The 25927-nt window shown below is 71.7% G+C and carries 22 protein-coding genes and 1 pseudogene; 21 read left to right on the top strand and 2 right to left on the bottom strand.

Annotated elements, in window-relative coordinates:
• Positions 1 to 153: 153 nt before the first annotated feature.
• The gene (gene bldD, locus ACZ5NH_RS12615; RefSeq protein ID WP_043498969.1) at positions 154 to 657 is read right to left on the bottom strand and encodes a transcriptional regulator BldD; all 504 of its coding nucleotides are present in this window, start codon (positions 655 to 657) and stop codon (positions 154 to 156) included.
• 253 nt (positions 658 to 910) lie between these two features.
• On the opposite strand from bldD, the gene pyrR reads away from it, so the two are divergent.
• The 14 genes and pseudogenes from pyrR to ACZ5NH_RS12685 all read left to right on the top strand — a co-directional run bounded on the left by pyrR (position 911) and on the right by ACZ5NH_RS12685 (position 17588).
• Positions 911 to 1489, top strand: a complete 579-nt coding sequence (pyrR, locus tag ACZ5NH_RS12620) for a bifunctional pyr operon transcriptional regulator/uracil phosphoribosyltransferase PyrR (protein WP_388626149.1) — start codon at positions 911 to 913, stop codon at positions 1487 to 1489.
• Positions 1490 to 1579: 90 nt separating this feature from the next.
• Positions 1580 to 2560, top strand: a complete 981-nt coding sequence (locus tag ACZ5NH_RS12625) for an aspartate carbamoyltransferase catalytic subunit (RefSeq protein WP_388626147.1) — start codon at positions 1580 to 1582, stop codon at positions 2558 to 2560.
• Positions 2561 to 2566: 6 nt separating this feature from the next.
• Positions 2567 to 3853: a dihydroorotase gene (locus tag ACZ5NH_RS12630; RefSeq protein ID WP_468774735.1), complete on the top strand. Its 1287-nt coding sequence runs from the start codon at positions 2567 to 2569 to the stop codon at positions 3851 to 3853.
• On the top strand, positions 3850 to 4410 hold the full coding sequence (locus ACZ5NH_RS12635; RefSeq protein WP_388626144.1) for a PH-like domain-containing protein: 561 nt from the start codon (positions 3850 to 3852) through the stop codon (positions 4408 to 4410). The genes ACZ5NH_RS12630 and ACZ5NH_RS12635 overlap by 4 nt, the downstream gene beginning before the upstream one ends.
• Positions 4407 to 5549 carry a glutamine-hydrolyzing carbamoyl-phosphate synthase small subunit gene (carA, locus tag ACZ5NH_RS12640; protein WP_468774737.1) on the top strand — a complete coding sequence of 381 codons (1143 nt, stop codon included), beginning with the start codon at positions 4407 to 4409 and terminating at the stop codon, positions 5547 to 5549. Before ACZ5NH_RS12635 ends, carA begins: the two co-directional genes overlap by 4 nt.
• Complete coding sequence (gene carB / locus ACZ5NH_RS12645) at positions 5542 to 8850, top strand: carbamoyl-phosphate synthase large subunit (RefSeq protein ID WP_388626140.1); 3309 nt, start codon at positions 5542 to 5544, stop codon at positions 8848 to 8850. Before carA ends, carB begins: the two co-directional genes overlap by 8 nt.
• 76 nt (positions 8851 to 8926) lie before the next feature.
• Positions 8927 to 10033, top strand: coding sequence for a quinone-dependent dihydroorotate dehydrogenase (locus tag ACZ5NH_RS12650; RefSeq protein WP_468774740.1), 1107 nt, complete (start codon positions 8927 to 8929; stop codon positions 10031 to 10033).
• Positions 10030 to 10875 (top strand): orotidine-5'-phosphate decarboxylase, encoded by an 846-nt coding sequence (pyrF, locus tag ACZ5NH_RS12655; protein WP_388626137.1) that lies wholly within the window; start codon positions 10030 to 10032, stop codon positions 10873 to 10875. The genes ACZ5NH_RS12650 and pyrF overlap by 4 nt, the downstream gene beginning before the upstream one ends.
• Before the next feature lie 299 nt (positions 10876 to 11174).
• Positions 11175 to 11498, top strand: coding sequence for an integration host factor (locus ACZ5NH_RS12660; protein WP_003977346.1), 324 nt, complete (start codon positions 11175 to 11177; stop codon positions 11496 to 11498).
• A gap of 27 nt (positions 11499 to 11525) precedes the next feature.
• A pseudogene (gmk, locus tag ACZ5NH_RS12665) lies at positions 11526 to 12116 on the top strand (guanylate kinase); the annotation flags it as partial.
• A 52-nt stretch (positions 12117 to 12168) separates the two neighbouring features.
• Positions 12169 to 12441, top strand: coding sequence for a DNA-directed RNA polymerase subunit omega (gene rpoZ / locus ACZ5NH_RS12670; protein WP_003982715.1), 273 nt, complete (start codon positions 12169 to 12171; stop codon positions 12439 to 12441).
• Between the two features lie 88 nt (positions 12442 to 12529).
• Positions 12530 to 13732: a bifunctional phosphopantothenoylcysteine decarboxylase/phosphopantothenate--cysteine ligase CoaBC gene (gene coaBC / locus ACZ5NH_RS12675; RefSeq protein ID WP_468774742.1), complete on the top strand. Its 1203-nt coding sequence runs from the start codon at positions 12530 to 12532 to the stop codon at positions 13730 to 13732.
• A gap of 240 nt (positions 13733 to 13972) precedes the next feature.
• Complete coding sequence (gene metK / locus ACZ5NH_RS12680; RefSeq protein WP_450983187.1) at positions 13973 to 15181, top strand: methionine adenosyltransferase; 1209 nt, start codon at positions 13973 to 13975, stop codon at positions 15179 to 15181.
• A 247-nt stretch (positions 15182 to 15428) separates the two neighbouring features.
• Positions 15429 to 17588 carry a primosomal protein N' gene (locus ACZ5NH_RS12685; RefSeq protein WP_468774745.1) on the top strand — a complete coding sequence of 720 codons (2160 nt, stop codon included), beginning with the start codon at positions 15429 to 15431 and terminating at the stop codon, positions 17586 to 17588.
• Positions 17589 to 17757: 169 nt separating this feature from the next.
• Here the strand turns inward: ACZ5NH_RS12685 and ACZ5NH_RS12690 are convergent, their stop codons facing one another.
• Positions 17758 to 18306, bottom strand: coding sequence for a hypothetical protein (locus tag ACZ5NH_RS12690; protein ID WP_468774747.1), 549 nt, complete (start codon positions 18304 to 18306; stop codon positions 17758 to 17760).
• A gap of 533 nt (positions 18307 to 18839) precedes the next feature.
• Between ACZ5NH_RS12690 and fmt the strand changes: the two genes are divergently transcribed.
• The 7 genes from fmt (at position 18840) to ACZ5NH_RS12725 (ending at position 25804) form a co-directional block, all read left to right on the top strand.
• Positions 18840 to 19772 (top strand): methionyl-tRNA formyltransferase, encoded by a 933-nt coding sequence (fmt, locus tag ACZ5NH_RS12695; RefSeq protein ID WP_468774749.1) that lies wholly within the window; start codon positions 18840 to 18842, stop codon positions 19770 to 19772.
• Between the two features lie 79 nt (positions 19773 to 19851).
• Positions 19852 to 21270, top strand: a complete 1419-nt coding sequence (locus tag ACZ5NH_RS12700) for an RsmB/NOP family class I SAM-dependent RNA methyltransferase (RefSeq protein WP_468774751.1) — start codon at positions 19852 to 19854, stop codon at positions 21268 to 21270.
• A 129-nt stretch (positions 21271 to 21399) separates the two neighbouring features.
• Positions 21400 to 22086, top strand: coding sequence for a ribulose-phosphate 3-epimerase (gene rpe / locus ACZ5NH_RS12705; RefSeq protein ID WP_468774753.1), 687 nt, complete (start codon positions 21400 to 21402; stop codon positions 22084 to 22086).
• A 90-nt stretch (positions 22087 to 22176) separates the two neighbouring features.
• Positions 22177 to 23220, top strand: a complete 1044-nt coding sequence (locus ACZ5NH_RS12710) for a sugar-binding transcriptional regulator (RefSeq protein WP_055704927.1) — start codon at positions 22177 to 22179, stop codon at positions 23218 to 23220.
• A 257-nt stretch (positions 23221 to 23477) separates the two neighbouring features.
• The gene (locus tag ACZ5NH_RS12715; protein WP_468774755.1) at positions 23478 to 23918 is read left to right on the top strand and encodes a guanyl-specific ribonuclease; all 441 of its coding nucleotides are present in this window, start codon (positions 23478 to 23480) and stop codon (positions 23916 to 23918) included.
• Positions 23915 to 24229: a barstar family protein gene (locus tag ACZ5NH_RS12720; protein ID WP_468774757.1), complete on the top strand. Its 315-nt coding sequence runs from the start codon at positions 23915 to 23917 to the stop codon at positions 24227 to 24229. The genes ACZ5NH_RS12715 and ACZ5NH_RS12720 overlap by 4 nt, the downstream gene beginning before the upstream one ends.
• A gap of 132 nt (positions 24230 to 24361) precedes the next feature.
• Positions 24362 to 25804 (top strand): GuaB1 family IMP dehydrogenase-related protein, encoded by a 1443-nt coding sequence (locus ACZ5NH_RS12725; protein WP_468774759.1) that lies wholly within the window; start codon positions 24362 to 24364, stop codon positions 25802 to 25804.
• Positions 25805 to 25927: the final 123 nt, after the last annotated feature.

Below are 25927 nucleotides of genomic sequence, written 5' to 3' on the forward strand. Positions count from 1 at the left end.
GCCCCGGTACGACAATCGCCGGAGGGCCCGCAGCATGCCTGTGCTGCGGGCCCTCCGGCGATTCCTCAGCGCACGGAAGAGGCCGCCGGGCTGTCCGGAACCGCAAAGTTCCGGCCACCCCGGCGGCACGTTTCTGCTCAGATGTCGAGCGGCTCAGCTCTCCTCGTGCGCGGCCACCGCGCGGCGCGCGTCCGCGTCCAGGACACCCCAGCTGATCAGCTGCTCGGTGAGGACCGAGGGGGACTGGTCGTAGATGACGGCGAGTGTGCGCAGGTCGTCCTGGCGGATGGAGAGCACCTTGCCGTTGTAGTCGCCGCGCTGGGACTGGATGGTGGCCGCGTAGCGCTGCAGGGGGCCCGCCTTCTCGGCCGGCACGGTGGCCAGCCGCTCCAGGTCCAGGACCAGCTTCGGCGGCGGCTCGGCGGCGCCGCCCGGCGTGGTGCCCGGCAGCAGTTCCTGCACCGGAACGCCATAGAAATCGGCCAGCTCGGCGAGCCGCTGCACGGTCACCGCACGGTCGCCACGCTCGTACGACCCCACCACCACGGCCTTCCAGCGACCCTGGGACTTCTCCTCGACACCGTGGAGGGAAAGGCCCTGCTGGGTGCGGATGGCCCGGAGCTTGGCCCCGAGCTGTTTGGCGTATTCGCTGGACATATAGCTCCCCGGACACTGTGTCGACGCGGCCGGACTGGGTTCCCGCCGCGCGGCTGGTAACTCACTGTGAGGTTACGCAGCGTGACTCTGCTGCGTCAAGCCGAATGGTCCACACCGACTCTTCCGTGGAAGCGCCGGCCGATTGCGCCAGGGGGGTGATCGGGGGCCGCCCGATGACCTGCTAGGGTGGTTGGCGCAAATCAGACGTCCTTTAAGGTCCGTCCCGTGAGGCGGAGAAGGAGGTCCTTTCCGTATGGACAAGCAGGACTCGCACGCCACCCCGCACGCGTCCGATGCGCGGCCCGTTCTCGAGGGCCCCGACATCGCGCGGGTGCTGACCCGTATCGCCCACGAGATCGTCGAGCGCGCCAAGGGCGCCGACGACGTGGTGCTTCTCGGCATTCCGACCAGGGGCGTCTTCCTCGCCCAGCGGCTCGCCGTCAAGCTGGAGCAGATCACCGACCGCAAGGTGCCGGTCGGCTCGCTCGACATCACCATGTACCGCGACGACCTGCGCATGCACCCGCCGCGTGCGCTGGCCCGCACCGAGATCCCCGGTGACGGCATCGACGGCAAGCTGGTCGTCCTCGTCGACGACGTGCTCTTCTCCGGCCGTACCATCCGCGCCGCCCTCGACGCCCTGAACGACATCGGGCGCCCCCGCGCGGTCCAGCTCGCGGTCCTGGTCGACCGCGGCCATCGCGAACTGCCCATCCGTGCCGACTACGTCGGCAAGAACCTCCCCACGTCGCTGCGGGAGACGGTCAAGGTCCAGCTCGCCGAGGAGGACGGTCGCGACACCGTGCTGCTCGGTGTGAAGGCCGGCCAGTAGCAGATCCGGCGCAGGGCCGCTCCGGCGTGCCCACCTGCGCAGCGGATTGCCTGAATTCTCCCGACTGAACTGCCTTACGGAGCCTGACAGATGCAGCGTCATCTCATCTCGGCCGCCGACCTCACCCGCGACGACGCCGTCCTGATCCTCGACACCGCCGAGGAGATGGCCCGGGTCGCCGACCGGCCGATCAAGAAGCTGCCGACCCTGCGCGGCCGCACGATCGTCAACCTCTTCTTCGAGGACTCCACGCGCACCCGGATCTCCTTCGAGGCCGCCGAGAAGCGCCTGTCCGCCGACGTCATCAACTTCTCCGCCAAGGGGTCGAGCGTCTCCAAGGGCGAGTCCCTGAAGGACACCGCCCAGACCCTGGAGGCCATGGGCGTCGACGCCGTCGTCATCCGGCACGGCGCCTCCGGAGCCCCGTACCGCCTGGCCAACTCCGGCTGGATCGACGCCGCGGTCATCAACGCCGGCGACGGAACCCATCAGCACCCCACCCAGGCCCTGCTGGACGCCTTCACCATGCGCCGCCGGCTGATCGGCCGGGACACAGGCCTCGGCCAGGACCTGTCCGGCAAGCGCATCACCATCGTCGGTGACGTCCTGCACAGCCGGGTCGCCCGCTCCAACGTGGACCTGCTGCACACCCTCGGCGCCGAGGTCACCCTGGTCGCCCCGCCCACCCTGGTGCCGGTCGGCGTCGAGACGTGGCCGTGCGAGGTGTCGTACGACCTCGACAGCACGCTGCCCAAGTGCGACGCGGTGATGATGCTCCGCGTCCAGCGCGAGCGGATGAACGCCGCCTTCTTCCCGACCGAGCGCGAGTACTCCCGCCGCTACGGCCTCGACGGCGACCGCATGGCCCGGCTGCCCGAGCACGCCGTCGTGATGCACCCCGGCCCGATGGTGCGCGGCATGGAGATCACCGCCGAGGTCGCCGACTCGGACCGCTGCACCGCCATCGAGCAGGTCGCCAACGGCGTGTCCATCCGGATGGCCGTGCTGTACCTGCTGCTCGGCGGGAACGAGCCTGCCGTCACCCACGCCCGCACCAACGAGGAGAAGTAGGACCCCATGAGCAAGATCCTGATCCGTGGTGCGAAGGTGCTCGGCGGTGAGCCGCAGGACGTGCTGATCGACGGCGAGACGATCGCCGAGGTGGGCACCGGTCTCAGCGCCGAGGGCGCGGAGGTGGTCGAGGCGGCCGGCAAGGTGCTGCTGCCGGGCCTGGTCGACCTGCACTCCCACCTGCGCGAGCCGGGCCGCGAGGACTCCGAGACGGTCCTCACCGGCACCCGCGCCGCCGCGTCCGGCGGCTACACGACGGTCTTCGCCATGGCCAACACCTTCCCCGTCGCCGACACCGCCGGCGTCGTCGAGCAGGTCTGGCGGCTCGGCCGGGAGCACGGCTACTGCGACGTGCAGCCCATCGGTGCCGTCACCGTGGGCCTGGAGGGCAGGAAGCTCGCCGAGCTGGGCGCCATGCACGAGTCGGCCGCCGGGGTCACCGTCTTCTCCGACGACGGCAAGTGCGTGGACGACGCCGTGATCATGCGCCGCGCGCTGGAGTACGTGAAGGCCTTCGGCGGTGTCGTCGCCCAGCACGCGCAGGAACCGCGGCTGACCGAGGGCGCCCAGATGAACGAGGGCGTCGTCTCCGCCGAGCTGGGCCTGGGCGGCTGGCCGGCCGTCGCCGAGGAGTCGATCATCGCGCGGGACGTGCTGCTCGCCGAGCACGTCGGCTCCCGCGTCCACATCTGCCACCTGTCGACCGCCGGCAGCGTCGAGATCGTCCGCTGGGCCAAGTCCCGCGGCATCCAGGTCACCGCCGAGGTCACCCCGCACCACCTGCTCCTCACCGACGAGCTGGTGCGGACGTACAACCCGGTCTACAAGGTCAACCCGCCGCTGCGCACCGAGCGGGACGTGCACGCGCTGCGCGAGGCCCTGGCGGACGGCACGATCGACATCGTCGCCACCGACCACGCCCCCCACCCGCACGAGGACAAGGACTGCGAGTGGGCCGCGGCCGCCATGGGGATGGTGGGCCTGGAGACCGCGTTGTCAGTGGTCCAGGAGACCATGGTCGACACGGGCCTGCTGGACTGGGCCGGCGTCGCCGACCGGATGTCCGTCAAGCCCGCGCAGATCGGACAGGCCACCGGACACGGCCGTCCCGTCTCGGCTGGTGAGCCCGCCAACCTCACCCTCGTCGACACGGAATACCGTGGCCAGGTGGACCCCGCGGGCTTCGCCTCGCGCAGCCGCAACACCCCCTACGAGGGGCGTGAGCTGCCGGGCCGTGTGACGCACACGTGGCTGCGGGGCAAGGCCACGCTCGTCGACGGGAAGCTCACGTGACACCTGTAATCCTGCTGGCCGAGGCCAAGAGGTCGGCCGAGGTCACCGACTGGCCGGCCCGCATCGGCTGGCTCGTCGGACTCCTGCTCTTCATCGCGCTCGTCTACTGGCTGATGCGCGAGGGCTGGAAGTGGCGCGGCACCCTGCAGAGCGACCTGCCCGCGCCGCCCAGCGCGCCGGAGGAGACCGGCCCGGCCAGACTTGAACTGAGCGGTCGCTACCACGGCTCGACCACCGCAGGACAGTGGCTGGACCGGATCGTGGCCCACGGCCTGGGCACCCGCAGCCGGGCCGAGCTCACCCTGACCGACCAGGGGCTGGAGGTCGAGCGTCCCGGAGCGAGCGACTTCTTCATCCCCACCGCCGCGCTGCGCGGGGCCCGACTCGACAAGGGCATCGCCGGCAAGGTCCTCACCGAGGGCGGCCTGCTGGTGGTGACCTGGGAGCTCGGCGACAAACTGATCGACTCCGGCTTCCGCTCGGACCACGCGGCCGAACACACCGAATGGGTCGACACCCTGAACCACCTGATCGACAACACGGAAGGCGCACGATGACGACCTCCACAAGGGGAGCCGCCAGGGTTTCCGCCGTACTCGTCCTGGAGGACGGCCGCATCTTCCGCGGCCGGGCCTACGGGGCCGTGGGGGAGACCTTCGGCGAGGCCGTGTTCTCCACCGGTATGACCGGCTACCAGGAGACGCTGACCGACCCGTCGTACGACCGGCAGATCGTCGTCGCGACCGCGCCGCAGATCGGCAACACGGGCTGGAACGACGAGGACGACGAGTCGAGCCGCATCTGGGTCTCCGGCTATGTCGTGCGCGACCCCGCGCGCGTGCCGTCCAACTGGCGCGCCAAGCGCTCCCTGGACGACGAGCTGGAGCGGCAGGGCGTGGTCGGGATCTCCGGCATCGACACCCGCGCGCTGACCCGCCATCTGCGCGAGCGCGGCTCGATGCGCGCCGGCATCTTCTCCGGCGAGGCGATCACCGCCGAGTCCGAGCTCCTCGCGCGCGTGCTGGCCCAGCCGCACATGAAGGGCGCGAGCCTCTACGAGGAGGTCGCGACCCGGGAGGCGTACGTCGTCCCGGCGATCGGCGAGAAGAGGTTCACCGTCGCCGCGATCGACCTCGGCATCAAGGGCATGACCCCGCACCGGATGGCCGAGCGCGGCATCGAGGTGCACGTCCTGCCCGCGACCGCCACGGCCGACGAGGTCTACGCCGTCAACCCGGACGGTGTGTTCTTCTCCAACGGCCCCGGCGACCCGGCGACCGCCGACGGCCCGGTCGCGCTGATGAGCGCCGTCCTGGAGCGGAAGACGCCCCTGTTCGGCATCTGCTTCGGCAACCAGATCCTCGGCCGCGCCCTCGGCTTCGGCACCTACAAGCTGAAGTACGGCCACCGGGGCATCAACCAGCCGGTCCAGGACCGTACGACCGGCAAGGTCGAGGTCACCGCGCACAACCACGGCTTCGCCGTGGACGCGCCGCTCGACCAGGTCAGCGAGACGAAGTTCGGCCGCGCCGAGGTCTCGCACGTCTGCCTGAACGACGACGTCGTGGAGGGGCTGCAGCTGCTCGACCAGCCGGCCTTCTCCGTCCAGTACCACCCCGAAGCGGCAGCGGGGCCGCACGACGCCGCCTACCTGTTCGACCGCTTCGTCTCCCTGATGGAGGGCCAGCGTGCCTAAGCGCACCGATATCCAGTCCGTCCTGGTCATCGGCTCCGGCCCGATCGTCATCGGCCAGGCCGCCGAGTTCGACTACTCCGGCACGCAGGCGTGCCGTGTGCTCAAGGCCGAGGGCCTGCGCGTCGTCCTCGTCAACTCCAACCCGGCGACGATCATGACCGACCCGGAGATCGCCGACGCCACCTACGTCGAGCCGATCACCCCGGAGTTCGTCGAGAAGATCATCGCCAAGGAGCGCCCCGACGCCCTGCTGCCCACCCTGGGCGGCCAGACGGCCCTGAACACCGCCATCTCGCTGCACGAGAACGGTGTCCTGGCCAAGTACGGCGTGGAGCTGATCGGCGCCAAGCCCGAGGCGATCCACAAGGGCGAGGACCGCGACCAGTTCAAGGCCGTCGTGGAGGCCGTCAAGGCCAGGATCGGGCACGGCGAGTCCGCCCGCTCGGTGATCTGCCACTCCATGGACGACGTGCTCAAGGGCGTCGAGACCCTCGGCGGCTACCCGGTCGTCGTCCGCCCGTCCTTCACCATGGGCGGCGCCGGCTCCGGCTTCGCGCACGACGAGGAGGAGCTGCGCCGCATCGCGGGCCAGGGCCTCACGCTCTCCCCGACCACCGAGGTGCTCCTGGAGGAGTCCATCCTCGGCTGGAAGGAGTACGAGCTGGAGCTGATGCGCGACAAGCACGACAACGTCGTGGTCGTCTGCTCCATCGAGAACTTCGACCCCATGGGCGTGCACACCGGCGACTCGATCACCGTCGCGCCCGCGATGACGCTGACCGACCGCGAGTACCAGATCCTGCGCGACATCGGCATCGCCGTCATCCGCGAGGTCGGCGTCGACACCGGCGGCTGCAACATCCAGTTCGCGGTGAACCCCGAGGACGGTCGTGTGATCGTCATCGAGATGAACCCGCGCGTGTCGCGTTCCTCGGCGCTCGCCTCCAAGGCGACCGGCTTCCCGATCGCCAAGATCGCCGCCAAGCTGGCCGTCGGCTACACGCTGGACGAGATCCCGAACGACATCACGCGAGAGACCCCGGCCTCCTTCGAGCCCACGCTCGACTACGTGGTCGTCAAGGCCCCGCGTTTCGCCTTCGAGAAGTTCCCGCAGGCCGACTCCACGCTGACCACCACCATGAAGTCGGTCGGCGAGGCCATGGCCATCGGCCGCAACTTCCCCGAGGCCTTCCAGAAGGCGCTGCGCTCGCTGGAGAAGAAGGGCAGCCAGTTCACGTTCACCGGCGTGCCCGGGGACAAGGAAGCGCTGCTGCGCGAGGCCGTACGGCCCACCGACGGCCGGATCAACACCGTCATGCAGGCCATCCGCGCGGGCGCCACGCCCGAGGAGATCTTCGAGTACACCAAGATCGACCCGTGGTTCGTGGACCAGCTCTTCCTGATCAAGGAGATCGCGGACGAGCTGGCCGAGGCGTCCGAGCTGACCGCCGAGCTGCTCGCGGAGGCGAAGCGGCACGGCTTCTCCGACCAGCAGATCGGTGAGATCCGCGGCCTGCGCGAGGACGTCGTCCGCGAGGTCCGGCACGCGCTCGGCATCCGCCCGGTCTACAAGACGGTCGACACCTGCGCCGCCGAGTTCGCCGCGAAGACGCCGTACTTCTACTCCTCCTACGACGAGGAGAACGAGGTCGCGACCCGCGAGAAGCCGGCCGTCATCATCCTCGGCTCCGGCCCCAACCGCATCGGCCAGGGCATCGAGTTCGACTACTCCTGTGTCCACGCCTCCTTCGCGCTGAGCGACGCGGGCTACGAGACCGTGATGGTCAACTGCAACCCGGAGACCGTCTCCACCGACTACGACACCTCCGACCGGCTGTACTTCGAGCCGCTGACGCTGGAGGACGTGCTGGAGATCGTCCACGCCGAGCAGCAGGCCGGGCCGGTCGCGGGCGTGATCGTGCAGCTGGGCGGCCAGACCCCGCTCGGCCTGTCGCAGGCCCTGAAGGACAACGGCGTGCCGATCGTCGGCACCTCGCCCGAGGCCATCCACGCGGCCGAGGACCGCGGCGCCTTCGGGCGCGTCCTCGCCGAGGCGGGCCTGCCGGCCCCGAAGCACGGCACGGCCACCACCTTCGGCGAGGCCAAGGCCATCGCCGACGAGATCGGCTACCCGGTCCTGGTCCGGCCGTCGTACGTGCTCGGCGGGCGCGGCATGGAGATCGTCTACGACGAGACCCGCCTCGCCGCCTACATCGCCGAGTCGACCGAGATCAGCCCCTCCCGGCCGGTGCTCGTCGACCGGTTCCTGGACGACGCGATCGAGATCGACGTCGACGCCCTCTACGACGGCGAGGAGCTCTACCTCGGCGGCGTGATGGAGCACATCGAGGAGGCCGGCATCCACTCCGGCGACTCGGCGTGCGCCCTGCCCCCGATCACCCTCGGCGGCTTCGACATCAAGCGGCTGCGCGCCTCCACCGAGGCCATCGCGCGCGGTGTCGGCGTGCGCGGTCTGATCAACATCCAGTTCGCGATGGCCGGGGACATCCTCTACGTCCTGGAGGCCAACCCGCGCGCCTCCCGCACGGTCCCCTTCACCTCCAAGGCGACCGCGGTGCCGCTGGCGAAGGCCGCCGCCCGGATCTCGCTGGGCGCGACCGTCGCCGAGCTGCGCGCCGAGGGCCTGCTGCCGAAGACGGGCGACGGCGGCGAGCTGCCGCTGGACGCGCCCATCTCGGTCAAGGAGGCCGTCATGCCGTGGTCGCGCTTCCGCGACATCCACGGCCGCGGCGTCGACACCGTCCTCGGCCCGGAGATGCGCTCCACCGGCGAGGTCATGGGCATCGACTCCGTCTTCGGCACGGCGTACGCCAAGTCGCAGGCGGGTGCCTACGGCCCGCTGCCCACCAAGGGCCGCGCGTTCATCTCGGTCGCCAACCGGGACAAGCGCTCGATGATCTTCCCGGCGCGCGAACTGGTCGCCCACGGCTTCGAGCTGCTCGCCACCTCCGGCACCGCCGAGGTCCTCAAGCGCAACGGCATCAACGCCACGGTCGTGCGCAAGCAGTCCGAGGGCACCGGCCCGAACGGCGAGAGGACGATCGTCCAGCTGATCCACGACGGCGAGGTCGACCTCATCGTCAACACCCCGTACGGCACCGGCGGCCGCCTCGACGGCTACGACATCCGTACGGCCGCGGTGGCCCGCTCCGTGCCGTGCCTGACCACGGTCCAGGCGCTCGCCGCGGCGGTCCAGGGCATCGACGCCCTCAACCACGGTGACGTGGGCGTCCGCTCGCTCCAGGAACACGCGGAACACCTGACCGCGGCCCGCGACTAGCAGCCCTTGAGGGGGACACCGGAAACGGTGTCCCCCTCTTCATGAGGCTCCCTGAAGCTTCAAGAGGACACAGGACATGTACAAGCTTTTCTTCCGTCTGGTTTTCCAACGGATGGACGCCGAGAAGGCCCACCACCTGGCCTTCCGCTGGATCCGCCTCGCCGTCCGCATCCCGGTGCTGCGCACCTTCGTCGCCGCCGCCCTCGCGCCGCGCTACAAGGAGCTGCGCACGGAGGCCTTCGGGTTGCGCATGCACGGCCCCTTCGGGCTCGCCGCCGGCTTCGACAAGAACGCCGTCGCGATCGACGGCATGTCCATGCTGGGCTTCGACCACATCGAGGTCGGCACGGTCACCGGCGAGGCGCAGCCCGGCAACCCCAAGAAGCGGCTGTTCCGCCTCGTCGCGGACCGCGCGCTGATCAACCGCATGGGATTCAACAACGACGGCTCGCTCGCCGTCGCCGCCCGTCTCGCCACCCGGGAGCCGGTCTTCAGGACGGTCGTCGGTGTCAACATCGGCAAGACCAAGGTCGTCCCGGAGGCGGAGGCCGTGGGCGACTACGTGAAGTCGGCCGAGCGGCTCGCGCCGTACGCGGACTACCTGGTCGTCAACGTCTCCTCGCCGAACACGCCCGGACTGCGCAACCTGCAGGCCACCGAGGCGCTTCGCCCGCTGCTCACCGCCGTCCGCGAGGCCGCCGACCGCACGGTCGCGAACCGGCGTGTCCCGCTGCTGGTGAAGATCGCCCCGGACCTCGCCGACGAGGACATCGACGCCGTGGCCGACCTGGCCGTGGAGCTGGGCCTGGACGGCATCATCGCGACCAACACCACCATCGCGCGCGAGGGACTAGGTCTGAAATCCCAACCCTCGCTGGTGAGCGAGACCGGCGGCCTGTCCGGCGCCCCGCTCAAGGCGCGCTCCCTGGAGGTCCTGCGCCGCCTGTACGCCCGCGTGGGCGACCGGATCACCCTCGTGGGCGTGGGCGGTATCGAGACCGCCGAGGACGCCTGGCAGCGCATCCTGGCCGGCGCCACCCTGGTCCAGGGCTACAGCGCCTTCATCTACGAGGGCCCCTTCTGGTCCCGCGCGATCCACAAGGGCCTCGCCGCCCGCCTGCGCACCAGCCCGTACGCCACCCTCGCCGACGCGGTCGGCGCCGACGTGAGGAAGCCCGCATGACTTCGTACGAGCCCTTCGGCGCCCGGCTGCGCCGCGCCATGGACGAGCGTGGCCCGCTGTGCGTGGGCATCGACCCGCACGCCTCCCTGCTCGCCGAGTGGGGCCTGAACGACGACGTGGCCGGTCTGGAGCGGTTCAGCCGCACGGTCGTCGAGGCGGTGGCCGACCGGGTCGCCGTGATGAAGCCGCAGAGCGCCTTCTTCGAGCGCTTCGGCTCGCGTGGCGTGGCCGTCCTGGAGAAGGTCGTCCAGGAGGCCCGCGCGGCCGGCACCCTCGTCGTGATGGACGCCAAGCGCGGCGACATCGGCTCGACCATGGCCGGGTACGCCGAGGCCTACCTGCACAAGGACGCCCCGCTGTTCTCCGACGCCCTGACCGTCTCGCCCTACCTCGGCTACGGCTCGCTCAGCCCGGCCGTCGCGCTGGCCCGGGAGAGCGGCGCCGGCCTGTTCGTGCTGGCGCTGACCTCCAACCCGGAGGGTCCCGAGGTCCAGCACGCGGTCCGCGCCGACGGCCGCACCGTGGGCGCGACCATGCTGGCCCACCTGGCCGCCGAGAACGCGGGGGAGGAGCCGCTGGGCTCCTTCGGCGCCGTGGTCGGCGCCACGGTCGGCGACCTGTCGTCGTACGACCTCGCCATCAACGGTCCGCTCCTCGCGCCCGGCGTCGGCGCTCAGGGGGCGACCGCGGCCGACCTTCCCGCGGTGTTCGGGCAGGCGGTGCGCAACGTCGTGCCGAACGTCAGCCGGGGCGTGCTGCGGCACGGGCCCGACGTGGGGGCCCTGCGCGCGTCCGCCGGGCGCTTCGCGGAGGAGATCCAGGCCGCCGTCGCGGGTGCCTGAGACCTCCTGGGGGGCTTCGTGGAGCGGCGGAGCGGCGATTTGAGTGTGAATACATCCTCAAATCGGGGGCATTATGTCTGAAATGTCCGTCCTGGCGGAGGCTGACCAGGACTTTTCCGCTGTTCTCGCTGACTCTGGCGGACTTGACCGCTAGTCTCCGAGCTGTGGGGACACCCCCACACCCATTAGGTAGTGGGGGAGAACGGGCGAAGCGTGTTGCTCGTAGCTCCCCAGGTGTGGGGCGACTAGGTTCCTCACCGGTCCGTATCCGACAGTTCGACATCCGAGGTGACGTAGGCGTGGCTCTTCCGCCCCTTACCCCCGAACAGCGCGCAGCCGCGCTCGAAAAGGCCGCCGCGGCTCGCCGGGAGCGGGCCGAGGTCAAGAATCGACTCAAGCACTCCGGCGCCTCCCTGCACGAGGTCATCAAGCAGGGCCAGGAGAACGACGTCATCGGCAAGATGAAGGTCTCCGCACTGCTCGAGTCGCTGCCCGGCGTGGGCAAGGTCCGCGCCAAGCAGATCATGGAGCGTCTGGGCATCTCCGAGAGCCGCCGGGTGCGCGGTCTCGGTTCCAACCAGATCGCTTCCCTGGAGCGTGAGTTCGGCAGCACCGGCTCCTGAGTCCGGGGCCGGCCGGACCGGGAGTCCCGGGCACTCCGGGATTGCTGGAATAATCGCTGCATGAGTGAACGTCCGCGGCTGACCGTGCTCTCCGGCCCCTCGGGGGTCGGCAAGAGCACGGTCGTCGCCCATATGCGCAAGGAACACCCCGAGGTCTGGCTCTCGGTGTCGGCCACCACCCGCAAGCCGCGCCCCGGCGAGAAGCACGGAGTCCACTACTTCTTCGTCACCGACGACGAGATGGACAAGCTGATCGCCAACGGCGAGCTGCTGGAGTGGGCCGAGTTCGCCGGCAACCGCTACGGCACGCCCCGCGCGGCCGTGCTGGAGCGGCTGGAGAAGGGCGAGCCGGTTCTGCTGGAGATCGATCTCCAGGGTGCCAGGCAGGTCCGGGAGTCGATGTCCGACGCCCGGCTGGTGTTCCTGGCTCCGCCCTCCTGGGAGGAGCTGGTGCGCAGGCTGACCGGCCGGGGCACCGAGCCGCCCGAGGTCATCGAGCGCCGCCTGGAGGCTGCCAGGACCGAGCTGGCGGCCGAGCCGGAGTTCGACACGACCTTGGTCAACACCTCCGTCGAGGACGTGGCGCGCGAGCTGCTAGCCTTGATGGATGTTGTGTGATCGCGAATGTGTGATCACGACTGATCTTTTCCCACCCATCGGAAGGTAGAGCGTGTCCTCTTCCATCACCGCGCCCGAGGGCATCATCAACCCGCCGATCGACGAGCTTCTCGAGGCCACCGACTCGAAGTACAGCCTCGTGATCTACGCGGCCAAGCGTGCCCGCCAGATCAACGCGTACTACTCGCAGCTCGGCGAGGGCCTCCTCGAGTACGTCGGTCCGCTCGTCGACACCCACGTCCACGAGAAGCCGCTCTCGATCGCCCTGCGTGAGATCAACGCGGGTCTGCTCACGTCCGAGGCCGTCGAGGGCCCGGCGCAGTAACCGTTCGTTTCGCATGACAGGCCCGGCGGCGCGACTGCCGGGCCTGTGGTGTGTCATGGAGGCGTAGGTTCAACGAATGGGAGTCCCGGTGGACAAGCCGAGGGTCGTTCTGGGCGTCAGCGGCGGCATCGCCGCCTACAAGGCCTGTGAGCTGCTGAGAAGGTTCACGGAGTCGGGCCACGACGTCCGCGTGGTGCCCACCGCCTCCGCGCTGCACTTCGTCGGCGCCGCCACCTGGTCCGCCCTGTCCGGCAACCCCGTCTCGACGGAGGTCTGGGACGCCGTCCACGAGGTCCCGCACGTGCGCATCGGCCAGCACGCCGACCTGGTGGTTGTCGCACCCGCCACGGCCGACACGCTCGCCAAGGCGGCCCACGGGCTCGCCGACGACCTGCTGACCAACACCCTCCTCACCGCCCGCTGCCCCGTGGTCTTCGCGCCCGCCATGCACACCGAGATGTGGGAGCACCCGGCCACCCAGGAGAACGTGGCCACGCTGCGCCGCCGCGGCGCCGTCGTCATCGAGCCCGCGGTAGGCCGGCTCACCGGCGTCGACACCGGCAAGGGCCGGCTGCCCGACCCGGTGGAGATCTTCGAGGTGTGCCGCCGGGTGCTGGCCCGCGGCGTCACCGAGCCCGACCTCGAAGGCCGGCACGTCGTCGTCTCCGCCGGCGGCACCCGCGAGCCCCTCGACCCGGTCCGCTTCCTCGGCAACCGCTCCTCCGGCAAGCAGGGCTACGCCCTCGCCCGCACCGCCGCCGCCCGCGGCGCCCGGGTCACGCTGATCGCGGCCAACACCGGCCTGCCCGACCCGGCGGGCGTGGACGTCGTACCGGTCGGCACGGCCGTGCAGCTGCGCGAAGCCGTACTGAAGGCGGCGGCGGACGCCGACGCGGTCGTCATGGCCGCCGCCGTGGCCGATTTCCGCCCCGCGGCCTACGCCACCGGCAAGATCAAGAAGAAGGACGGCCAGGACCCCGACCCGATCGTCCTGGTCCGCAACCCGGACATCCTCGCGGAGATCTCGGCCGAGCGCGCCCGTCCCGGTCAGGTGATCGTCGGCTTCGCCGCCGAGACCGACGACGTCCTCGTCAACGGCCGCACCAAGCTCGCCCGCAAGGGCTGCGACCTGCTCGTGGTCAACGAGGTGGGGGAGCGCAAGACGTTCGGCTCCGAGGAGAACGAAGCCGTGGTGCTGGGTGCCGACGGCAGCGAGACCCCGGTGCCGCACGGCCCCAAGGAAGCCCTGGCCGACATCGTCTGGAACCTCGTCGCGCAGCGCCTGAGCTGACGTCCGCGCGCGCTCGACGGCAGCTTCACGCCACACCGAAATCAGGTGTGGCGACCCTGGCCAAGGCCGCCCGGCATTGTGCAGAATGCCCGTGCCGCAGGTCACAGCGCTCCCGAGTGGCGAGACGGGTGACCCATCGGCCGAGTGCGACCGATAAACTGTTCACGGTCGACGCCGGGCGCAGCCCCGAGCGTCGCCGCAAATGATCAGCCAGCAGCCGCTGCAACCACAGGGAGCGTTGTGTCCCGTCGCCTGTTCACCTCGGAGTCCGTGACCGAGGGTCACCCCGACAAGATCGCTGACCAGATCAGCGACACCATTCTCGACGCGCTTCTGCGCGAGGACCCGTCCTCCCGGGTCGCCGTCGAGACGCTGATCACCACCGGCCTGGTGCACGTGGCCGGCGAGGTGACGACCAAGGCCTACGCGGACATCGCGACCCTGGTCCGCAACAAGATCCTCGAGATCGGCTACGACTCCTCCAAGAAGGGCTTCGACGGCGCCTCCTGCGGTGTGTCGGTGTCCATCGGCGCGCAGTCCCCGGACATCGCGCAGGGCGTGGACACGGCGTACGAGAGCCGGGTCGAGGGCGACGACGACGAGCTGGACCGGCAGGGCGCCGGTGACCAGGGCCTGATGTTCGGTTACGCGTCCGACGAGACGCCGACCCTGATGCCGCTGCCGATCTTCCTGGCGCACCGCCTGTCCAAGCGCCTGTCCGAGGTGCGCAAGAACGGCACGATCCCCTACCTGCGCCCGGACGGCAAGACGCAGGTCACCATCGAGTACGACGGCGACAAGGCCGTCCGTCTGGACACGGTGGTCGTCTCCTCGCAGCACGCCTCCGACATCGACCTGGAGTCGCTGCTGGCGCCCGACATCCGCGAGTTCGTCGTGGAGCCGGAGCTGAAGGCGCTCCTGGACGAGGGCATCAAGCTGGACACCGACGGCTACCGCCTGCTGGTCAACCCGACCGGCCGCTTCGAGATCGGCGGCCCGATGGGCGACGCCGGCCTGACCGGCCGCAAGATCATCATCGACACCTACGGCGGCATGGCCCGCCACGGCGGCGGTGCCTTCTCCGGCAAGGACCCGTCCAAGGTGGACCGCTCGGCCGCGTACGCGATGCGCTGGGTCGCCAAGAACGTCGTGGCGGCGGGCCTGGCCTCGCGCTGCGAGGTCCAGGTCGCCTACGCGATTGGCAAGGCCGAGCCGGTGGGCCTGTTCGTGGAGACCTTCGGCACCGCCAAGGTGGACGCCGAGAAGATCGAGAAGGCGATCGACCAGGTCTTCGACCTCCGCCCGGCCGCGATCATCCGCGACCTCGACCTGCTCCGCCCGATCTACGCCCAGACGGCCGCTTACGGCCACTTCGGCCGCGAGCTGCCCGACTTCACCTGGGAGCGCACGGACCGCGTGGACGCCCTGCGCGCCGCCGTGGGCCTGTAAGGCCCGACCACTCTTCTCGCCGAGGCCCGGTTCCCTTCCCGGGGGCCGGGCTTCGGCATGCCGAACTGACTGGCGGGCCAGGGCGGGCGGTGTCTACGCTGACGCCGTCGACGCCGCCCGGTGCGAAGGCCGCGGTTACTTCGTGGAGTGCGCCCTCCGGGGCGTGCGGTGAAGCTGAATCCGTACCGCTGCCGATCCGGATCTCGGGCGGACGGCATTGTCAGTGCCGTTTGGTAAGAATGCAGGCGTGAGCAGCGAGAACGGGGCGCCCCGGGCAGACGGGGACGGCGGGGCCGAAGGGGCGCCGCCGGAGCAGCTCGCGCTCATCCGGGAAAGCGTGCGCAAGGCGAAGGTGCCGCGGGCCAAGCCGCGGACCTGGCGGGGAGCCGCGCTCGCCCCGCAGCTGCCCGTCGCGCGGGTCCTGGTCGACAAAGGCGTGCTGCATCTCGACCGGTACTTCGACTACGCCGTGCCCGCCGAACTGGACGCCGACGCGCAGCCGGGCGTGCGGGTGCGGGTGCGGTTCGGGGCCGGGCGGGGCCGGGTGCGGGACGGGCGCAGGGAGGGCGGCGGGCTCATCGACGGGTTCCTCGTCGAGCGGCGGGCCGAGTCCGACTACTCCGGGCCGCTGGCCGCGCTGGCCCAGGTCGTGTCGCCGGAGCCGGTGCTGAGCGAGGAGCTGCTGACCCTCGCCCGGGCCGTCGCCGACCGGTATGCCGGAAGCCTCGCCGACGTGCTCCAGTTGGCCGTGCCGCCGCGCAGCGCCCGGGCCGAGCAGCGGCCGTCGCCCCCGCCGCCACCCCCGCCGCAGGCGCCGGAGAAGGCCTCCTGGGGGCGGTATGAGCAGGGGGAGGCATTCCTCCATGCCCTGGCCTCCGGCGGCTCGCCCAGGGCCGTCTGGAACGCTCTGCCGGGCCCGCTGTGGAGCGAGGAACTGGCCCGCGCCGTCGCCGCCACGCTCGCCTCCGGCCGCGGCGCCCTCGTCGTCGTACCGGACGGGCGGGCCGCCGCGCGGGTCGACGCCGCGCTCACCGCGCTGCTCGGCACGGGCCGGCACGCGCTGCTCACGGCCGACGCGGGGCCCGAGAAGCGGTACGCGCAGTGGCTCGCGGTGCGCCGGGGTTCCGTGCGGGCCGTGGTCGGGACCCGGGCCGCCATGTTCGCGCCCGTGCAGAACCTGGGGCTCGTCGCCATCTGGGACGACGGCGACGACAGCCACAGCGAGCAGCACGCCCCGCAGCCGCACGCCCGGGATGTGCTGTTGTTGCGGGCCGCGCTGGACAAGTGCGCCTTCTTGCTGGGGAGTTGGAGCTGCACCGTGGAGGCCGCCCAGCTCGTCGAGAGCGGCTGGGCCCGGCCGCTGGTCGCCGGTCGGGAGCAGGTGCGACGGTCCGCCCCCCTGGTCCGCACGGTCGGGGACGACGACCTCGCCCGCGACGAGGCCGCCCGCGCCGCCCGGCTGCCGACGCTCGCCTGGCAGGCGGCCCGCGACGGGCTGCGGCACGGGCCGGTGCTCGTACAGGTGCCGCGGCGCGGCTACGCGCCCCGCATGGCCTGTGACCGGTGCCGGGCGCCCGCCCGGTGCCGGCCCTGCTCGGGGCCGCTCCAGGGGCAGGACGCGGGGGTCCTGCGGTGCGGCTGGTGCGGGCGCGAGGAGAGCGCGTGGCACTGCCCGGAGTGCGGGGGCCTCCGGCTGCGGGCCCAGGTCGTGGGGGCGCGGCGGACGGCCGAGGAGCTGGGGCGCGCCTTCCCCGCCGTCCCGGTGCGCACCTCGGGGCGGGAGCATGTGCTGGACACGGTGCCGGGCACGCCGGCGCTGGTCGTGAGCACACCGGGAGCCGAACCGGTCGCCGAGGGCGGCTACGCGGCGGCCCTTCTGCTGGACGGCTGGGCCATGCTCGTACGACCTGACCTGCGGGCCGGCGAGGACGCCCTGCGCCGGTGGATCGCGGCGGGCGCGCTGGTGCGGCCGCAGAGCGAGGGGGGCACGGTGGTCGTGGTGGCCGAGCCGACCCTGCGGCCGGTGCAGGCGCTCGTGCGCTGGGACCCCGTCGGGCACGCGGTACGGGAACTGGCCGAGCGGGCGGAACTGGGCTTTCCGCCGGTGTCGCGGATGGCGGCGGTCTCCGGGACGCCCGCGGCCGTCGCCGAGTTCCTGGCCTCGGTCGAGCTGCCGTCGGACGCAGAGGTGCTGGGACCCGTGCCGCTGCCTGCGTCGCCGCCCGGCCGGCCCCGCAGACCCGGCGCGCCGCCGACGGGTGAGCACTGGGACCGGGCGCTGGTCCGGGTGCCGCCGGGGAGCGGAGCTGCGCTGGCCGCCGCGCTGAAGACCGCGCAGGCCGCTCGTATGGCGCGGGGGAGCGGGGAGGCGGTGCGGGTGCGGATCGATCCGCCGGACATCGGGTGAGGGTGGTGTTCCGGGTGTTCTCGGGGGGTTGCTCACCGTCGACGGCTGTTCGGTGGGTGTGTTGGCGCCCCGGTTTGGCTGTCCAGGCGGGTGGCTGCCCTCCCGGGCGTCCGTCCGGGAGGGCAGGGCGGAGGTGGCAGTCGGTGCTCGGCCGCTGCTCGGCCGTTGCTCAGCCGTTGCGTGGGCCCGGGAAGGCCGTCGGGCGGGCGTCGTCGCGGTCGCGCAGGGCCGGGCTGCCGGCTGTCGGCTGTGTGGGCATCGAGCGGGCCGCGGGGACGGTCGGGACCGTGGGGAGACCGGTGTTCACATTGAGCGGGCCGGCGGCGGACGGCTCCCCGGTCCGCTCGGCCTCGGCGGACGCCTGTGCCGCGGCGCGGCGGGCGCCGTAACGGCGGTGCACCGCCTGCTTGGTGACTCCGAGAGCCGAGCCCACCGCGTCCCACGAGAAGCCGAGTGAGCGGTCGAAGTCCACCGCGGCCGTCACCAGGGTTTCGACACTGTCCCGGAGTTCCTGGGCAAGGCGCACCGTCGGGGCGGGGGCGCGTCCGTAGACGACGAAGCCCGTGGACGGGCCGGAGCGGCGCGGGCGGTAGACGTTCCCCAGCTGGGCGGTGAGCGTGCGCAGCGCGTCCACCTGCCGGCGGACTCGCTCGATGTCCCGCACCAGCAAGTGCAGGCTGGCCCGGGCCTGGGCGTCGTGGGTTGCGTGGTCGGCCATGAACAAGCCTCTCGAACCGGCGTTGAAAGGAATTGGGCCGCGAAGGCGGCCCTATGTGGTCAACTCTTTCTTGACCAACGCGTGTGCGCTCCGCTGGTCACGGGGTGGGGGCGTACGGGCATATGCGTACGCCGGTCGTTCGGGTGCGCGCCGTGTGTGGTTCGGGTTGTATGTTCTCCCGCCCGCGCACCACCCCGATTCCAGCCGCCCGAGAGGCTGGACAACCTGTGGGGGCTGCTCGCCGTCGGCGTCCGCGTGTGTGTGTCGCCTTCCCCGTCCTTCTGTGCGTCCGCTGTACGCCTGGCGTCCGTCGTTCGGCCGCGGGTTCGCTGTCCCGGTGGCTTTCCCGTTCGCGCGCGTGTCCGCCGGGGGCGCGGCCCGCACCGTTCCGACGGTCGCCCCGCGTCCCCGTTCGCCTGGCCTTCTTCGTCCCCGCCGCGCGTCCGTCCGCGGGCATGGGGTGTCGCTCCTTGCTTGGTCATAGACTGGTGCGCTGCCCGCCCAACCCCCGCCCGAGAGGCCCGATCCCGCCCATGAAGCTTGTCTTCGCCGGTACCCCCGAGGTCGCCGTCCCCGCCCTGGACGCTCTGATCGCCTCCGGGCGGCACGAGGTGGCCGCCGTCGTCACGCGGCCCGACGCGCCGGCCGGTCGTGGGCGCAGGCTGGTCGCGTCGCCCGTGGCCGAGCGGGCGGAGGAGACCGGGATTGAGGTGCTGAAGCCGGTCAGGCCGCGGGACCCGGAGTTCCTGGAGCGGCTGACGCAGATCGCGCCGGACTGCTGCCCCGTCGTCGCCTACGGCGCCCTGCTGCCCCGCGTGGCCCTCGACATCCCCGCCCACGGCTGGGTCAACCTGCACTTCTCGCTGCTGCCCGCCTGGCGCGGAGCCGCTCCCGTGCAGCACGCCATCATGGCCGGCGACGAGATCACCGGGGCGTCGACGTTCCTCATCGAGGAGGGGCTGGACTCCGGGCCCGTCTACGGCACCGTGACCGAGGAGATCCGGCCCACCGACACCAGCGGCGACCTGCTCACCCGACTCGCCTTCGCCGGTGCCGGCCTGCTCGCGGCCACCATGGACGGGATCGAGGACGGCACCCTGAAGGCCGTACCGCAGCCGGCCGAGGGCGTCACCCTCGCGCCGAAGATCACCGTCGAGGACGCCCGGGTCGACTGGGCCACGCCCGCGCTGCGCGTCGACCGGGTCGTGCGCGGCTGCACCCCGGCGCCCGGCGCCTGGACCACCTTCCGCGGCGAGCGGCTCAAGCTGATCCAGGTCACCCCCGTGCCCGAACGCACCGATCTCGCGCCGGGGCGGATGGCCGTCGGCAAGAACAGCGTGCACGTGGGCACCGGCTCGTACGCCGTCGAGCTGCTCTGGGTGCAGGCACAGGGCAAGAAGCCGATGCGGGCGGCGGACTGGGCGCGCGGCGTGCGCATCGCCGAGAGCGAGACACTCGGCGGCTGAGCCCCGGGCGGCGGGGGCGGCGGTGCGCCGACGTAGGCTGGACACCGCACCCCTTCTTCACATCCGGAGCACCTTTTTCGTGAGCGAGCAGTCCCGGCGGCCGCGTAAGCCTGCCAAGCCCTACCGTCGTCCGCAGAAGGACCCCGTCCGCATCCTCGCCTTCGAGGCGCTGCGCGCGGTCGACGAGCGGGACGCGTACGCCAATCTCGTGCTGCCCCCGCTGCTGCGCAAGGCGCGCGAGAAGGGCGACTTCGACGCGCGGGACGCCGCCCTCGCCACCGAGCTGGTCTACGGCACACTGCGCCGGCAGGGGACGTACGACGCGGTGATCAGCGCCTGTGTCGACCGGCCGCTCCGCGAGGTCGACCCGCCGGTGCTCGACGTGCTCAGCCTCGGCGCGCACCAGCTGCTCGGGACCCGGATCCCGACGCACGCCGCCGTGTCCTCCGCCGTGGAACTCGCGCGCGTGGTGCTCGGCGACGGGCGCGCCAAGTTCGTCAACGCCGTGCTGCGCAAGGTGGCCCAGGACGACCTCGACGGATGGCTGGAGAAGGTCGCGCCGCCCTACGACGAGGACCCGGAGGACCACCTCGCCGTCGTGCACTCGCATCCCCGCTGGGTCGTCTCCGCGCTGTGGGACTCCCTCGGCGGCGGGCGTGCCGGAATCGAGGACCTGCTGGAGGCCGACAACGAACGGCCCGAGGTGACCCTGGTCGCCCGCCCGGGGCGGGCCACCGCCGAGGAACTGCTCGGCGAGGAGGCCGCCGTACCGGGGCGCTGGTCGCCGTACGCCGTGCGGCTCGCCGAGGGCGGTGAGCCGGGTGCGGTGCAGGCCGTGCGCGAGGGGCGGGCCGGAGTGCAGGACGAGGGCAGCCAGCTGGTCGCCCTCGCGCTCGCGGGCGCGCCCCTGGAGGGCTCCGACAGCATGTGGCTCGACGGGTGTGCCGGGCCCGGCGGCAAGGCCGCGCTGCTGGCCGCCCTCGCCGCCGAGCGCGGGGCCACGCTGCTCGCCTCCGAGAAGCAGCCGCACCGGGCGGGCCTCGTAGCCAAGGCACTGGCGGGCAACCCGGGGCCGTACCAGGTGATCGCCGCCGACGGCACCCGGCCGCCGTGGCGGCCCGGCACCTTCGACCGCGTGCTCATGGACGTGCCGTGCACCGGGCTCGGCGCGCTGCGTCGGCGCCCCGAGGCCCGCTGGCGTCGGCGCCCGGAGGACCTGGACAACTTCGCGCCCCTCCAGCGCGCCCTGCTGCGCACCGCGCTCGACTCGGTGCGCGTCGGCGGAATCGTCGGCTACGCGACCTGCTCCCCGCACCTGGCGGAGACCCGCGCCGTCGTGGCCGACGTGCTCAAGCAGCGCCCGGAAGCGGAACTGATCGACGCCCGCCCCCTGCTCCCGGGCGTGCCAGACCTGGGCGACCGCCCCGACATCCAGCTGTGGCCCCACCTCCACGGCACGGACGCGATGTACCTGGCCCTGATCCGCAGAACAAGCTGAAACACCGCTGCGGGCAGCCAACCAGGGGCGCGGGGAACTGCGCGACAAGCCCCCACCGGCCTGCAGACAAACCACAACCGCAAGAGACCGCCGTTACAGCCAAGCGCAGCGGCATGGCAGGCTTGGGGCATGGCCGTGCAGATCAACCCCAGCATCCTGTCCGCCGACTTCGCCCGCCTCGCGGAGGAGGCCAAGGCGGTCCAAGGCGCCGACTGGCTCCACGTCGACGTCATGGACAACCACTTCGTCCCGAACCTCACGCTCGGCGTGCCGGTCGTGGAGTCCCTGGCACGTGCGACGGACACCCCGCTGGACTGCCATCTGATGATCGAGGACCCCGACCGCTGGGCGCCCCAGTACGTCGAGGCGGGCGCCTCCTCCGTGACCTTCCACGTGGAGGCGGCGGCCGCCCCCGTGCGGCTCGCCCGGGAGATCCGCGCCAAGGGCGCCCGCGCGTCCATGGCCCTGAAGCCGGCGACTCCGATCGAGCCGTACGAGGACCTGCTCCCGGAACTCGACATGCTGCTGATCATGACGGTCGAGCCCGGCTTCGGCGGCCAGGCGTTCCTCGACATCATGCTGCCGAAGATCCGCCGCTCCCGTGAGCTGATCAGCAAGCACGGCCTGCAGCTGTGGCTCCAGGTGGACGGCGGTGTCTCGGCCTCGACGATCGAGCAGTGCGCGGACGCGGGAGCGGACGTGTTCGTGGCAGGCTCGGCGGTGTACGGGGCTAAGGACCCGGCGGAGGCGGTCCGTGCCCTGCGCGCGCAGGCCGGGACGGCTACCGCCAAGGCGTCCTGGGCATGCGACCACTGAGCCACAGCTACATGAACGGTTAAGTGAACGGCCCCTATCAGGGCCGATCCGTAGCGCCGAATCTGCAAGGATGAACGGCGAATCCAGAGTGTGAACAGCAGTGAGGAGATCGCCGTGTCGGGTATGTCGGCGGGCCGGTCAGCCATGCGGATGGGACCCGCTGAGCTGGTGCAGGCGGCGGCCATGGCCCGCCGCTTCTACCTCGAGGGCAAGTCCAAGATCCAGATCGCGGAGGAGTTCGGCGTCAGCCGCTTCAAGGTGGCCCGGGTTCTGGAGACTGCTCTCGAACGGGATCTCGTACGCATCGAGATCCGTGTCCCGGCCGAACTGGACGCCGAGCGCTCCGACGCGCTCCGCGCCCGTTACGGCCTGAGGCACGCCGTCGTGGTCGAGTCCCCGGCCGAGGCCGAGGAGACCCCCGACCCCGAGAACCTGGGGGAAGTGGCCGCAGACCTGCTCGGCGAGCTCGTCAACGAGGGCGACGTGCTCGGGCTGGCCTGGGGCCGGTCCACGATCCACATGGCGGCGGCGCTCGACCGGCTGCCGCCGTGCACGGTGGTGCAGCTGACGGGCGTGTACGACGCCGGGACCTCCGAGCGCGGCTCCGTCGAGGCGGTGCGCCGCGCCGCCCAGGTGTCGGGCGGCGACGCCCACCCCATCTACGCGCCGATGCTGCTGCCGGACGCGGCGACCGCGGCCGCGCTGCGCAACCAGACCGGGATCGCCCGGGCCTTCGAGTACTTCGACAAGGTCACGGTCGCCTGTGTCTCCATCGGCTCCTGGGAGCCGGGCATCTCGACCGTGCACGACATGCTCAGCGACGAGGAGCGGGCGCACTACGCCTCGCTCGGCGTCGCCGCCGAGATGGCCGCGCACCTCTTCGACGCCGAGGGGCGCCGGATCGGGCGGGACCTGGGGGAGCGGTGCATCACCGTCAAGGCCGACCAGCTGCGCCGTATCCCGGAGGTCGTGGCGATCGCCGGTGGTCAGCGCAAGGCGTCCGCGATCGACGCGGTGCTGCGGTCCGGGCTGGTCACCAGCCTGGTCACGGACACCTCCGCCGCGGACTACCTGATGACGGCCGGCCCGACCCCCAAGCCCACCCTCGGCCGAGCGGACCCGGACGGCCACTGACGGACCCCGACGCTCCTCCCGGCACACGAGCGGGCCGCACCGGCCGGGACGGACGCCGGGGGCGTGGTGGCCGTGCCGGGCCCGGGACGGGGGAGGGCCGGCCCGTCAGCCCGTCGTCGGCCTTCGGCCCCGGCGTGGTGGGGCCGAGACGAGGCCCGGCGCGGCGGGTCGTGCCGCCCTCGCAGCGGGACCGCCGTGGCAGCATCGTCGGCATGTCGCCGCCGTTCGTCCCCCACAAGCCGAGACGGGTCCCCCGCATGCCGAGGGGTTCCCTGCCGCCGGCCCGCCTGCTCGTGGGGCTGGTGGCCGTCGTCCTCGCCGTTCTGGTCGCCGGATGTTCGTCCGGTTCGGGGCCGGGCTCCGGTGCCGGGGCGAGTGCGGGCGTGCGCGCTGCCGCGAGCAGTCCGGCGTGGGCCCACGGTATGGGCACGGTCCAGGAGTCCCAGCTGCCGGCCGAGGCGCGCAGGACGCTCGCGCTCATCGACCGGGGCGGCCCCTTCCCGTACGCCAGGGACGGCGTCGTGTTCGGGAACTTCGAGGGGCGGCTTCCGAGGCACCAGCGCGGCTACTACCACGAGTACACCGTCAGGACGCCGGGCTCCCACGATCGCGGGGCCCGGCGCATTGTCACGGGACAGGGCGGCGAGATCTACTACACCGGCGATCACTACAACTCGTTCCGGGCGGTGCTGAGATGACGGACCTCGTGATCACGCTGGACCTCGACGGGGTCACGGACAAGGCCGGCCTGATGGACCGCGCCGCCCGTGCCCTCGGGCTGCCCGACTGGTTCGGCCGCAACTGGGACGCCCTGGCCGACTCGCTCGGCGACCACTCCGTGTGGCCCGAGGGCGCTGTCGAGCGGGGACTGCTGGTCGTCGTACGGAACTGGCAGCCGTACGCCGAGGCGCGGCCGGACGAGTGGCAGATCGCGCGGGAGGTGTTCGCCGAGGCCGCGGACCACACCCCCGCCCTCTCGGTGGCCCTGGCCCTTGGAGGATCCTCCTAGGTGATCGGCGCCCACCCTGGATGTTCCGTGAGGCAGGACCGCGACGCCGGCATGGGACAATGAAGTACGTGCTCTTTTCCCCCTGGCGCACCCGTCGGGGGGTCACCTCTGATCGACTGGGATGTGCAGCACGTGCGTTTCCTCAATGACATCCAGCCCGCGTACGACCTGACGTACGACGACGTGTTCATGGTGCCGAGCCGCTCCGCGGTCGGTTCGCGTCAGGGCGTGGACCTCAGCTCGCCGGACGGCACGGGCACCACCATCCCGCTCGTCGTGGCCAACATGACCGCGATCGCCGGCCGGCGCATGGCCGAGACGGTGGCCCGCCGCGGCGGTCTGGTGGTCATCCCGCAGGACATCCCGATCGACGTCATCACCGACGTCGTCTCCTGGGTGAAGAGCCGCCACCTCGTGCTCGACACGCCGATCGTCCTGGCCCCGCACCAGACCGTCGCCGACGCGCTGGCCCTGCTGCCCAAGCGCGCCCACAACGCCGGTGTGGTCGTGGACGAGGAGCAGCGGCCCGTCGGTGTCGTCACCGACGCGGACCTCACCGGCGTCGACCGCTTCACCCAGCTCGAAGTGGTCATGTCCAAGGACCTGCTCCTGCTGGACGCCGACATCGACCCGCGCGAGGCCTTCAACACCCTCGACCACCACAACCGCCGCTACGCCCCGGCCGTCGACAAGGACGGCAAGCTGGCCGGCATCCTCACCCGCAAGGGCGCCCTGCGCGCCACGCTGTACACCCCGGCCGTCGACGCGAAGGGCAGGCTGCGCATCGCCGCCGCCGTCGGCATCAACGGCGATGTGGCGGGCAAGGCCAAGCAGTTGCTCGACGCGGGCGTGGACACGCTCGTCATCGACACCGCGCACGGCCACCAGGAGTCGATGATCAGCGCCATCAAGCTGGTGCGCGCGCTCGACCCGCAGGTGCCGATCGCCGCCGGCAACATCGTCTCGGCCGAGGGCGTCAAGGACCTGATCGACGCCGGCGCGGACATCATCAAGGTCGGTGTGGGCCCCGGCGCCATGTGCACCACCCGGATGATGACCGGCGTGGGCCGCCCGCAGTTCTCCGCGGTGCTGGAGTGCGCCGCCGAGGCGAAGAAGTACGGCAAGCACGTGTGGGCCGACGGCGGTGTCCGGCACCCGCGCGACGTGGCCATGGCGCTCGCGGCCGGCGCGTCCAACGTGATGGTCGGTTCGTGGTTCGCGGGCACGTACGAGTCGCCGGGCGACCTCCAGCACGACGCCAACGGCCGTGCCTACAAGGAGTCGTTCGGCATGGCCTCCGCCCGCGCGGTGCGCAACCGCACGTCGGAGGAGTCGGCGTACGACCGCGCCCGCAAGGCGCTGTTCGAGGAGGGCATCTCCACCTCGCGCATGTTCCTCGACCCGGCCCGCCCGGGCGTCGAGGACCTGATCGACTCGATCATCGCGGGCGTCCGCTCCTCCTGCACCTACGCCGGTGCCGCCTCCCTGGAGGAGTTCGCCGAGAAGGCGATCGTGGGCATCCAGAGCGCGGCCGGCTACGCCGAGGGCAAGCCGCTGCACGCGAGCTGGAACTGATCCGACTCCCTTCCTCACGGCCCCCGTTGTTCCCGCTGGCCGGGAGAACGGGGGCCGTTGCCGTGCAACGGTCGACAGCCGGCGCACAACGATTTGTCATTCCGGGCCGAGGAACGCAATGAT

Source organism: Streptomyces sp. NPDC031426, assembly GCF_055581585.1.